Annotated in this window: 9 protein-coding genes; 1 reads left to right on the top strand and 8 read right to left on the bottom strand. The window is 66.7% G+C overall.

Annotated elements, in window-relative coordinates:
- The 4 genes from GXP39_03575 to coaBC all read right to left on the bottom strand — a co-directional run.
- Nucleotides 1–3,038: DEAD/DEAH box helicase (locus GXP39_03575; GenBank protein ID NOZ27120.1), on the bottom strand; the 3,038-nt coding region annotated here is incomplete at its 3' end.
- Between the two features lie 304 nt (nucleotides 3,039–3,342).
- A complete protein-coding gene (locus tag GXP39_03570) occupies nucleotides 3,343–3,642 on the bottom strand; it encodes a 4Fe-4S dicluster domain-containing protein (protein ID NOZ27119.1) in 300 nt (99 codons plus the stop codon).
- 234 nt (nucleotides 3,643–3,876) lie between these two features.
- Nucleotides 3,877–4,848 (bottom strand): P1 family peptidase, encoded by a 972-nt coding sequence (locus tag GXP39_03565; protein NOZ27118.1) that lies wholly within the window; start codon nucleotides 4,846–4,848, stop codon nucleotides 3,877–3,879.
- A complete protein-coding gene (coaBC, locus tag GXP39_03560) occupies nucleotides 4,841–6,085 on the bottom strand; it encodes a bifunctional phosphopantothenoylcysteine decarboxylase/phosphopantothenate--cysteine ligase CoaBC (protein NOZ27117.1) in 1,245 nt (414 codons plus the stop codon). The genes GXP39_03565 and coaBC overlap by 8 nt, the downstream gene beginning before the upstream one ends.
- A gap of 480 nt (nucleotides 6,086–6,565) precedes the next feature.
- Here coaBC and GXP39_03555 point away from each other — a divergent pair, with 480 nt between their 5' ends.
- The gene (locus tag GXP39_03555) at nucleotides 6,566–7,615 is read left to right on the top strand and encodes an aldo/keto reductase (protein NOZ27116.1); all 1,050 of its coding nucleotides are present in this window, start codon (nucleotides 6,566–6,568) and stop codon (nucleotides 7,613–7,615) included.
- A 52-nt stretch (nucleotides 7,616–7,667) separates the two neighbouring features.
- Here GXP39_03555 and GXP39_03550 read toward each other — a convergent pair whose 3' ends face one another.
- Genes GXP39_03550 through GXP39_03535 form a run of 4 tightly spaced genes read right to left on the bottom strand, consistent with a single transcriptional unit; the run spans nucleotide 7,668 to nucleotide 11,422 of the window.
- The gene (locus GXP39_03550; GenBank protein NOZ27115.1) at nucleotides 7,668–8,738 is read right to left on the bottom strand and encodes a hypothetical protein; all 1,071 of its coding nucleotides are present in this window, start codon (nucleotides 8,736–8,738) and stop codon (nucleotides 7,668–7,670) included.
- Nucleotides 8,739–8,768: 30 nt separating this feature from the next.
- Nucleotides 8,769–9,914, bottom strand: coding sequence for an LCP family protein (locus GXP39_03545; protein ID NOZ27114.1), 1,146 nt, complete (start codon nucleotides 9,912–9,914; stop codon nucleotides 8,769–8,771).
- A 48-nt stretch (nucleotides 9,915–9,962) separates the two neighbouring features.
- Nucleotides 9,963–10,514, bottom strand: coding sequence for an inosine/xanthosine triphosphatase (yjjX, locus tag GXP39_03540; protein NOZ27113.1), 552 nt, complete (start codon nucleotides 10,512–10,514; stop codon nucleotides 9,963–9,965).
- Between the two features lie 5 nt (nucleotides 10,515–10,519).
- The gene (locus GXP39_03535; GenBank protein NOZ27112.1) at nucleotides 10,520–11,422 is read right to left on the bottom strand and encodes a metalloenzyme; all 903 of its coding nucleotides are present in this window, start codon (nucleotides 11,420–11,422) and stop codon (nucleotides 10,520–10,522) included.
- Between the last annotated feature and the right edge of the window lie 166 nt (nucleotides 11,423–11,588).

Here is an 11,588-nt window from a genome sequence, read left to right as displayed (position 1 = left end):
GCGGCCAGCTCCGCCAGCCACTCCCGCCAGCCCGGCTGAGCGCGCGCCGCGATCTCCTCCTCGCTCAGGTCGCCCATCTCCTGCAACAGCAGCGCCAGCTCGTCCACGGATCGCGCCCGGAAGGCCTCATCGGTGCGCGCCGCGCGAGCGGTCACCTCGGCGATGGCCTCCGGCCGAAGCAGGCGCGCCAGCTCCGGGTCGCCCATGAGATCGGCCAGCATCTCCCGGCTGACAGCCAGCCGCTGCAACTGGCGCTCGGCCTTGGGCGCGTCCCACTCGTACACGTACACGCTCATGAAGTCGAACAGGAGGCTGGCGGCCACCGGCGACGGGACGACGGTCTCGGCCGTGACCACCCGGATGCGCCCAGCCTGGATCTCCCGCAGCACCTCCTCTAACCCGGCCAGGTCCATGACATCGCGCAGGCAGTCTCGATACGTCTCGGCGACGATGGGGAAGTCCTCAAGCTGGCGGACGGCGGCCAGCAGATCCCGGGCCTTCAGTCGCTGCAGCCAGAAGGGGGTGCGCTTCCCCCGCCGGCCGGGCAGCAACAGCGCCCGGGCCGCGTTCTGTCGGAATCGAGCGCCGAACACGGCCGAATCGGGTAGCTCCCGCAGGATGCGCTCGCGTGCCTCCTCCGGCGTCATCTCCCGGACGACGTCCACCGGCGGCGGCCGATCGGCGTCCGGGAAGCGGAACAGGATGCCGTCATCGCTCACCTGCAACTCCACCTCGACGCCGGTGCGCTCCCGTAGCGCGGAGGCCAGCGCCAGGCCCCAGGGGCCGTTTACCCGTCCGCCGAAGGGGGAATGGATCACCATGCGGGGCTCGCCGATCGCGTCCTCAAACAGCTCGACGATGACGGTGCGATCTGACGAGATGGCGCCCAAGACATCGAGCTGGCGACGCACATAGGCGATCACGTTGCGTGCCGAGTTGCGGTCCAGGGCGCACTCTCGCTGCAACCACTCGACGACCTCCGCGTACGCCTCCAACCCATCTCCAATCTCCGCTTCCCCTTCGGGAGGTGTCTGAATCGCGGCCACCCGCTCGGCCACCTCCCGCCGGAACGCCCCCACCGCTCGCCCCAGGCTGTAGGGTCGCCAGGGGTAATCCCCGCGCCAGAACGGCATGCGCGGGACCTCGCCCGGCGCCTCGGCCACGATCACCCGATCCTCAGTGATCTCCAGGACGCGCCATGTGTTAGAGCCCAGCATGAACACGTCCCCCGGCCGGGTCTCAAACACGAACTCCTCGTCCAGCTCCCCCAGTCGGGTGCGACCGTCGGGCAGATAGGCACCGTAGGTGCCGCGGTCGGGGATGGTGCCGCCGTTGCGTAACGCCAGCAGCCGCGCGCCCGGTAACGCCGTCACCGTGCCGTTCACGCGATCCCACACCAGCCGCGGCCGGAGCTCTCGATGGACGGAGGAGGGGTAACGCCCGGAGAGCATGTCGAGCACGGAATCGAACGCCCGCCGCGAGAGCTCGCCGTAGGGGTACGCCTGCCGCACCAGCGCGTATAGATCGTCCACGCGCCAGGTCTCCACGGACGTCATAGCCACGATCTGCTGAGCCAGGACGTCGAGCGGGTTGCGCGGCGCGTACACCGGCTCCACCTCACGGCGCAACATGCCGCGGGCCACGGCGGCGGCCTCCATCAGGTCCTCTCGATGCAGCGGCAGGATGCGCCCGACGGAGGTCTGCCCCACGAGATGGCCGGAACGCCCCACCCGCTGCAGTCCCTGGGCCACGCTCTTAGGACTGCCCAACTGCACCACCAGGTCGATAGCGCCGATGTCGATGCCCAGCTCCAGCGAGGAGGTGCCCACCAGGGCGGGCAGCTCGCCCCGCTTGAGCTGCTCCTCCATCTGCTCCCTGGCCTCGCGGGACATGGAGCTGTGGTGCGCACGGATAGGACCGCCGGCGCCGGGAGCGAAGATCCCCCGCCCTCGAGCGACCTCGCCCCCCTCCGGTTTGGGCAACAGCATGGCGCTGACGCCGGGCGGCACGCGGCCCTCATCCTCGGCCGCCAACTGCTCGTTCAGGAGATCGGCCACGCGCTCCGCCTGGCGGCGGCTATTGCAGAAGATGAGCGTGGTCCGGTGCTGGCGGATCAACTGCGTCAGACGCGGGATGACGGCCGGCCAGATGGACCCGCCGGGGAGATGGCGGAAGTCCTCGACCACCGTCTGCACCTCCAGGTCCAGCGGCTTGTCGTGCCCCGCGTCCACCACGGTGACCGGGCGCGGGACCAGGCGAGGCTCCCCATCATCCTGCGTCCACATCAGACCGCCCAGGAAGCGAGCGGCCTCGTCCAGCGGTCGGATGGTGGCGGAGAGGCCGATGCGCTGTACGGGCCCGTCGGCCAGCCGCGTGAGCCGTTCCAGCGAGAGGGCCAGATGAGCCCCTCGCTTGTCTCCCACCAGGGTGTGGATCTCGTCCACGATCACCGTGCGCACGCCGCGGAACATCTCCCTCGCCACGGGGCTAGTGAGGATCAGGTAGAGGGACTCAGGGGTGGTGATCAGGATGTGGGGCGGACGGCGCGTCATGGCCGCCCGGGCGGATCGCGGCGTATCGCCGGTGCGCACAGCCACCTTCAGCGGCGGTAACGGTTCGCCCAACTCCCGGGCCACTCGGCGGATCCCGGCCAACGGCACCCGCAGGTTCCGCTCGATGTCGTTGTTCAGCGCCTTCAGCGGCGAGATGTACACCAGGCGCAGCACGCCCGGCTCCTCCCTCTCGCCGACTCGCTGACTCGCCGATTCGCTAACTCGCTGACTCGCCGACTCGCTTATCTCCCGGAAGATGGCATCGATCCCCCACAGGAACGCGGCCAGCGTCTTCCCCGACCCGGTGGGCGAGAGGATCAGCGTGTGCTCGCCGCGCTGGATCGGCGGCCACCCCATCGACTGAGGGGGCGTCGGCTGGCCGAAGGTGGATAGGAACCACCGCCGGGTGGCGGGCAGAAATCGATCCAACGGATCGGATGCGCTCGACATCTGGTGACCAACCCTCCTGACGGGTAGCACCATCATAGCACAAATGTGCGGTCACAACAAGCGTCCGTGAAGGCGGCAGTGTATCCAAAATGGTGGAGATTCCGCGAGGCCCGAGGTTTCTTTTGCGGGGCTGCGCCCCTTAAAGCTCCCCGCTATATCTCCACCGGAAAGATACACTACCTCTGTAAAGGCGCGATCACGTACCCCCTACAAGATCAGAATCCCGAACCCTTTGCGGATCCGGGACTCTCCTCTCTATGAAAAAAGGGAGGCTTCTATCTCGCCCCCCTGTGTCAGACTGATCAGCTTCGGCTTCGTTGCAACACCGATGACGCCGATGTCACTCGCGCACACGCTCCTCTTCCAGGTCGAAGTCCCAATAACCAGGCCCCTCCTGGAAGTACCTGGCGTTCATCTCCGCATCATCCGCGTACTCGGGCGGCAGATCCTCCTCAGGGAAGATCGCCTCCACGGGGCACTCGGGCACGCAGGCCCCGCAGTCGATGCACGTATCGGGGTCGATGTAGAAGTACTTCCCCCACTCCGGGTCGTCCTTGGGGCCCGGAACGATGCACTCCACCGGGCAGACCTCGACGCAGGCGCCGTCTCGGATGCACAGGGTCGTGATCACATGTGCCATGATAGATACCTCCGTGTTGAGATGTGAGATCCCCTTGTCGCTCTAGGGCCAAACCTCGCACGATGATTACACGGCCAGAGCCAGACCTAATGTAACGCGTTTTCGGCTTCCTGTCAACTATGAAAATGAATATCTGACGAATTTCCGAGAAATAGCACCGCGGATTGAGCACTCTAGAGCTGCCTGCAAAGTCCCCATCCCCGGCCGGAGAGATCAGGAGCTTTGAGGACGAGGTCACACTGACGCGACGCCGCCATCCGCCAAGCCGGGCACCCCCCCCCGACCCCTGGCCTGTCGTACCGCCCGCACGATGGCGCTGGCAACCACCTCGGCCGCATACGCGCCCACCAGATTCACGTCCGCCGCCGCATCCCCCGTGGCCAGAACGAAGAAGGTATCGCCGTCGTACATCGTATGAGCCGGGCGCACCGCGCGGGCCAGCCCATCCTGCGCCATCTGCGCCACCTTACAGGCCCCCTCCTTGTCCAGCCGAGCGCTGGTGACCACGACGCCGATCACCGTCGACTCCCCAGGCGGCGGCTGGATGCGCATCTGCCGCAGCACGGCCAGCGTATCCGCGAACCCGCCGTCCGGCAGGCGCGCGCCGGCCAGGATCCCCCCGGTGGCGGGGTCGACCACGTCGCCCAGGGCGTTGACCGCCACCAGTGCGCCGACGATCAATCCGTTCCCCAGGTCCTCGGCGGCCGTGCCGATGCCCCCTTTCATCGCGCTCTCCATGCCCAACACCTTGCCCACCGTAGCGCCGGTCCCCGCGCCGACGCTTCCCTCAGCAATGGGGCCATCCGTCGCCGCCTCACAGGCGCGCCATCCCATCTCGGCATCCGGGTGCGCGTGCGGATCCCCCAGGGCCAGGTCGAAGAGGATGGCCGCCGGCACGATGGGCACCCGCACACCCAGCGCCTCGTACCCCACCTCATGCCCGGCCAGCCAGCGCATGACCCCATCCGCCGCGGCCAGGCCAAAGGCGCTCCCCCCGGCCAGAACCACCGCGTGCGCCTCCCGCACCAGGTGCATGGGGCGGGCCAAGTCCGTCTCCCGGGTGCCGGGCGCGCCGCCGCGCTGATCGACGCCCACCACGGCGCCGGACTCGCATAGCACCACCGTGCACCCCGTGATCCCCTGCTCGTCGGTGGCATGGCCCACCCGGATGCCGGGTACGTCGGTGATCCTCACGACCTTACTCATCGTCCGCCTCCTCCACCCGGTGCAGGAGCGCGACCACCTCCTGCATCACCCGCTCGGCCACGTCATCCTTGGGCAACAGCGGCCACGGCTCGGGCTCCTTCCCCCGGCGCAGGATCGTCACCCGGTTCGTGTCCACGGCGAAGCCCGCGTCCGGAGCGGAGATGTCGTTGGCGACCACCATGTCCAGGTTCTTGGCATGCAGCTTTTCCTGCGCGTACGCGATGAGGTCTCGCGTCTCCGCGGCGAACCCGACGACCACCTGCGGCCGCCCCAGCTCGCGCCGCCGACGCCCCACCTCGGCGAGGATGTCCGGCGTGCGCACCAGCCGGATGACTAGCTCCTGCGCCCCCTCCTTCTTCACCTTATCCGCGGCCGGCTCGGCCGGACGGAAGTCCGCCACCGCTGCCGCGCCCACCAGCACGTCCGTCTCCGGCAGGATCGCCATGGTCGCCTCGTACATGGCCTGGGCCGTCTCCGCGTATCTCGCCTCCACGCCCCATGGCACGGGCACCTGCAACGGGCCGTGGATCAAAACGACTTCGGCGCCCAGATCCCGCGCCGCCCGGGCCAGGGCCACCCCCATCCTGCCGGACGAGCGATTGCCGATATAGCGCACTGGGTCGATGGGCTCGCGAGTGCCCCCCGCGGTGATGACCACGCGTCGGCCGGCCAGCGGGCCATCCCGGCCCAGGAGCGCCCGCACGGCCTCCACGATCTCCTCCAGCTCCACCATGCGCCCCACGCCTTTCGCGCCCGACGCCAGATGGCCCGCCGCGGGGCCCACGAAGGTCACCCCCCGGTCCCGCAAAGTCGCCACGTTGGCCTGGGTCGCCGGGCTCGCCCACATGTGCGACTCCATGGCCGGCGCGATGAGCCACGGCGCGGCGCAGCTCAGCGCGGTCGAGGTCAGCAGATCGTCGGCTAGGCCGTGGGCCAGCCGGGCCAGCGTGTTAGCCGTAGCCGGGGCGACGACGAAGAGGTCGGCTGATCGCGCCAGGTGGACGTGGGCGATGCGAGCATGTTCGCCGTCGGGGATCGGCTGCCACGGATCGACGTACACAGGCCGCTGCGTGACGGCCTGGAACGTCATGGGAGCGACGAAACGCGTGGCCGCCTCCGTCATCACCACGTCCACGTGGGCCCCGGCCTGGGTCAGCCGGCTGGCCAGATGCACCACTTTATATACCGCGATCCCCCCGGTGACGCCCAGGAGGATGCGCTTTCCTTTCAGGATCATGTTCCTCCCTCGCTCGCTTTGGACTGGTCCCGCGAGCACATTGTACTGTCGACCGGGAAGGGCGTCAACGCGGTCTATCCTCACCTCCCAGCCCTCATGAGAGCATCACCCGGTAGCACCGCACTGAACCGTGAAGGGCATGATGCCCATCGCAAGCCCGCAGGGGCGGTGCGGAGGAACCTCCCTCCGCCAAAACATTCACCTTTTCAGCCTGGAACCTGCCCTTTCCCGGCCTGATTCGGGCAGACAAGGCCGGGAAAGGCAGGTCAGGGACTGAAACAAGGAAGTTTCTTTTGAGGGGCTGCGCCCCTCAAACTCCCCGCTGTATTTCCACCGAAAAAGATACACTACCAAAGAGCGCGCTCCGTTGACACGGCCAATCGGGGAACGTATACTGAGGGTGAGCGGCGGCACGCCACTTCCCGTCGCCATCTACCGCCGCTTTCAGGATGATTCGCCAGTACCTCAGGAGGCGCCGTCATGGACTACACCCAAATACGCCCGGACCTGTACAACGTGCCCTGGACCACGGACGAGTTCAACGGTATGCCCTACCGGATCCTGGGAAGATCGGGGCTGCGCGTGTCCAACGTGGGATTGGGCACATGGAAGATCGGCTATCCGGAGACGGGAGACGGCTCTCGGGTGGACGCGAGGACGGCCTTCCAGATCTTCGATCGGGCCGTCGAGCTGGGCGTGACCTTCTGGGACACAGCCAACCGTTACAACGGCGCGTCGGGGAACTCCGAACGCGTGATCGGGGCCTGGCTGAAACGCAACCCGGATCAGAGGCGGAACATCGTGCTGGCGACCAAGGTCTTCGGCGGCATGGACGGGCGCACTCCCAACCACAGCCGCCTCTCCAGGGGCAACATTCTGGACTCCGTCTATGCCTGCCTGGAACGGCTCCAGGTGGACCACATCGACCTCCTGTACTTCCACGCCTTCGATCCGGACACCCCGGTGGAGGAGAGCCTGGCAGCCGTGGAAGACCTGATCCGCCGGGACTTGGTGCGCTACTTCGGGGTCTCCAACTTTACGACCGACCAGCTCTCCATCTACCGGGCGGTCGAAGCCAGCACCTCCATCCGATGTCGGGTGATCGCGGTACAGAACCAGTTCGACATCCTGCACGGCGAATCGGCGTCCCGCCCAGGCGTGCTGGAATACGCGGCCCGCACGGGGATCTCCTTCGTGGCATGGAGCCCGCTGGCACGGGGACTGCTGACGGAGAGATACCTGGACCTTTCGAAGGTCGGCCCGGGGGACCGCCTGTACGATGAGGGCACGCTGGATCAGGACACCAGCGGGGATGTGATGGAGAAGCTGCACCGGCTGGCCGCCCTGGCACACGAATGGGGACTGGAGCTGAATCAGCTGGCCCTGGCCTACATGCTCACCCTGCCCGGGATGGGCCCCGTGATCCCCTCGGCCTCATCGGTCCAGCAGCTGGAATCCAACGCGGCCGCGGGGAAGATCACGCTGACCCCCGAGCAGCGACGGCAGGTGCAGGAGGCGTTGGGAACGTGATCCCCCGCCCGGCGATCCAGCGCCAGCGATCGCCGGGCATCTGGATGCGAGGCTATCGCAGCCGCAACTCCGCCACCACGGGCAGATGATCCGATACGCCATCCCACGGGCCAATGTAGGCCCTCACGGCGCTCCAGTGGGGAGAATAGGTGATGTAATCGATACGCACCAGGCGCGCGGGCACGAGAAAGCGACGGAAGCGCCACGGCTGGGCGGGATAGGTGTGCCCCAGTCCCCAGCCCGCCGTGCGGAAGGCGTCTCGCAGGCCCTTCGTCAGGATGTGATAGGCGGTCGTCTGATCGGTCGTGTTGAAATCACCGGCCACGATCACCGGGCCATCCAGCCTGGATAGGAACGCCTGGTACGTGCGGGCCTCCTTCTCCCGCTGGATATACGTGCTCCTCAGCCGCCAGGTGAGGTCTCGCAATCGCCAGATGCTCGACGACGAGCTGAGATGCAGATTGACCACGTGTACCTGTCGGCCATCGATGTCCAGAACGGCGTGCTGCGCCCATCGCCAGATGCTCGGCGAGGACACCCACTCGGAGGAGAGGATGGGATAGCGGCTGAAGATGCTCAACATCCCCGATGGAGAGGTATAAGGGAGGACCACATACGGGTACTCCTCACCCAGCTCCTCCCGCAGATCGGAGGCCATCCACCCTCGTGTCTCCTGCAGCAGCACGACGTCCGGATCGACCCGGCGGATGACGGAGGCAACCGAGGCGGCGCGATTGTTGAACCCCCAGACGTTAAACGTCATCACGGTGAGCGTGGGGCCATCCCCCTGCCCGGCCGGCGGATTCGGCAGGAAGAGGCCACCGAACATCCACAGGAAGACGAACAGAGGAAAGGCTGCCGCCCTCCACGCCCATCGGGAGCGGGCAAGCCAGGCCAGCGGCAGAATCAGAAGCAGGGGAACGAAGAGGTACAGAGCGAACGTGCTGGCCAGCGCCAGCCATGACCAACGGGAGTCGGGGAATAACAGGCGCAGTATCAGCCAGGCCGCAACGGCCCCGCCGTAAAGCATCACGACGCTGGCCGCCAGATCCCTGATCAGTCCCATCACGCCCGGCCGGCCGCCGACCCGGGCCCGAAGCGCCCTACCAGGAAACCAACTCAACGCCACCCCCTACCCGGACAGCCACGCCCCTCAGGGACAGTGCCCCCGACGATCGCTCATCTGCGAGAGCGGCGGCAGGTCGAACAGCCCATCCAGGGCGCTCCGGATCTTCTCGTAATCGGGCACCAACACCATGGCCCCACCGGGGGTGATCCAATCGCGCACCATGGGGCGTCCGATGACGAACCCGTGAATATTCTCTTCCCGCACGCGCAACGCCAGCCGCGCCAGATCGAGCATCTCCAATGGGCCGAGATCGGTGACGATCTTGTCACGGAACTCACGGTACAGCGCCGGGATACGTGGCCACAGGTTGATCTCCAAAGCGCGATCACGCATAGCCAACAGGACACGCTGCTGCCGTCGCGCCCGATCCAGATCGCCCCCATTGTGACGGGAACGGACGTACTTCAGGGCATCCTCTCCGGTCATGAAATACTCCCCCGGCTCCAACCTCCAACGCTGCCCCGGCTTATCCCAGATGGGATCCCGCAGCGGACAATCGACGGTCACGGTGATGCCCCCCAGGGCGTCCACGGAGCCTTTGAACACGTTGAAGTCCACGCGCATGTAGTGGTGGATGGGGATCCCCATGTTCTGACGCAGGATCTCCTTCAGAAGTTCTACCCCCTCCTCGCCTTGGGGATTCTCCCCCTTCTTCCCGTTCTTATTCTTTCTCTTGAGCCAGGAGCCGTAGAAGTCGGCGGTGTTGATCCGGTTCCATCCCACACCGGGAATCTTCACCCACAGGTCCCGCGGGATGGAGACCACCCCCACTCGCTCGTTCTGTCGATCGATGGCGACCACCATGATGACATCGGTCCGCCAGGGGGTGCCCGGCTTACGCTGGTCGGAGCCCAGGATCAGCAGATTCTCGGTATTCGCCATCGAACGGGGAATGCGGACGTCGCCGAGGATCGGCGTGGGAGGGTTCCCGTACTCCGGCGTCGGCGTCGGTCGCTGGTCAGGGGGGACGGTGGGCAGAATTGGGCGGACCACGCCGGGGGGCTGCGTCGGGCGCGGCGTAGGCGTCACCACGCCCGGGAACACCATGACGGATGGGGAAGAACCAGACGTCGCGGCGGCATGGCTCTCCCGAGAGGAACAAGAGGTCAGAAGCCCAACGACAAGCGAGATCGACACCACGATACATGCGACGATGAGACGAGAACGCATCAACCCTCCACAGATCCCCCACGGGAGAGATGGCACGCGCCAGGCGCTTTACCCATCCGCATACCACTCCGGATGCAGAAACGGGGTCAGCGCATAAGCCACGCCGAAGGCGAACGCCTGCGGCCGGGTGATCAGGCCGTTGGTGAGGATCCCCACGGTGCCGGGGCCGCGTCGCGTCTCCCGCATCCCGCTCAACGCGTCCATGGCCGGCCCCAACTCCTGGCCCGCGGCCACCGCCCGGGCCAGCACGGGGGGAAGCGGGATCCGGCCGCTGGCGCCCATCCCCACCCGGCCATGCCGGTCCACCGCGGCCACCCAGCCGCACACGAACATCCCCTCGGGGAGCGAGTCTACCCCACCCTCCAAACCGATAGCCAGGTCCGCATCGGTCACTTCCAACGCCGCACGCGCGCGAATCAGAGCGCCGCGACGTGTCTCCGCATCGGACATGGGCATGTTGGAGACGCCGGAATCGACCTCCACCGGCCGGATCTCAGCGGCCGGCCATATCCGCTCCACCACCGACCGCACAGCCTCGACCTTCGCGGGATTGGTCGACCCGACGGCCACACACCTCACCGTGAGAGGGCCTTCCCCCATCGGGCTCACCCTCCCTCCAGCAGCCGCAAGATCGCGGGCGTGACATCACAAATGGATCGAGCATCCCGAAACGCGGCCGTCCCCGGGCCGATCACCAGCAACGGCACCGGATGATAGGTGTGCGCCTTCGTGCGCGTGTCCTCGATGTTCCCGTGATCGCTGGACAGCACCATCGTAGCCCCCTCGGGCAGATGATCCAGCAACCCGGCCAAAAAGCGATCGATCAACTTCACGACCGACTCCGGCGCCACGTCCAGCCGACGATGCCCCACCAGGTCGGGCAGGAAGCTCTCATAGAGGACCAGATCGTGCTCGGCCGTCAGAGCCGCCAGACGGCGTCCCGCCTCCTCCGGCTCGATCAACGGGATCGGATATCGCCCGTTTCGCTGGTGCAGGATCCAATGGGTGATGTCCCAATACACGGCCCGGCCCCGGGCGAGATCGTCGAAGCTGCGGAACTCCAGACCGGCCGCCATATTGACCCAGGTCGTGGCGGAGTGACGGAACCGTCGCTCCTTCACCCTGTCCCAATATTGAGGCGAGTAGGCGTTGGCAAAGGTCGCCCGCCTCCCCATCTCCACCGCCCGTTTGAGCAGGCTGTGCTCGACGATGATCTCGCGCAACGCTGCCGTGGGGAAGGCGGACACGTGGCGCCCGACCGCCTTCGCCGCGTTCACGCCGGTGAAAAGCGTCGTCTGGCCGGTCGCGCTCTGAGGGAGGCCCTCCACCCCAAGAGAGGCATCCAGGGGACGAAACAACAGGCGAGGCATCTCGACGGCGGGGCCGTTGATCAGAGGACGCCCCAGCAGCCGTCGAACCGTAGGCATGTACACGCGAGCGAGAGGGTTCGCGTCATCATCGAGGCCCAGCCCTACACCGTCCAGGAAAACGAAGCAGACTCGCGTCATGCATGCCCTCTATGGATGTTCCCAACGGACGTTATTATAGCATCCTTTAGCGGTGATAGCAACTTGATATGATCCCACGAAAGCGAGCCATCATGACTCAGAAGGCCCCAGGAGCACGCGACGCAACAGGTCCAGCGCGTGGTTCTCCACCCAAACGCGAGAGAGC

It is taken from the genome of Chloroflexota bacterium, assembly GCA_013152435.1.
Classification (GTDB): Bacteria; Chloroflexota; Anaerolineae; order DUEN01; family DUEN01; genus DUEN01.
The sequence above is the reverse complement of the archived record's forward strand: the minus strand, read 5'-3'. Positions and strand labels throughout refer to the sequence as shown.

Excerpts from the sequence above, each read along its gene's own strand:
- GXP39_03570 (NOZ27119.1), bottom strand. The coding sequence starts at position 3,642 with ATGGCACATGTGATCACGACCCTGTGCATCCGAGACGGCGCCTGCGTC.
- GXP39_03565 (NOZ27118.1), bottom strand. The coding sequence starts at position 4,848 with ATGAGTAAGGTCGTGAGGATCACCGACGTACCCGGCATCCGGGTGGGC.
- coaBC (NOZ27117.1), bottom strand. The coding sequence starts at position 6,085 with ATGATCCTGAAAGGAAAGCGCATCCTCCTGGGCGTCACCGGGGGGATC.
- GXP39_03555 (NOZ27116.1), top strand. The coding sequence starts at position 6,566 with ATGGACTACACCCAAATACGCCCGGACCTGTACAACGTGCCCTGGACC.
- GXP39_03545 (NOZ27114.1), bottom strand. The coding sequence starts at position 9,914 with ATGCGTTCTCGTCTCATCGTCGCATGTATCGTGGTGTCGATCTCGCTT.
- yjjX (NOZ27113.1), bottom strand. The coding sequence starts at position 10,514 with ATGGGGGAAGGCCCTCTCACGGTGAGGTGTGTGGCCGTCGGGTCGACC.
- GXP39_03535 (NOZ27112.1), bottom strand. The coding sequence starts at position 11,422 with ATGACGCGAGTCTGCTTCGTTTTCCTGGACGGTGTAGGGCTGGGCCTC.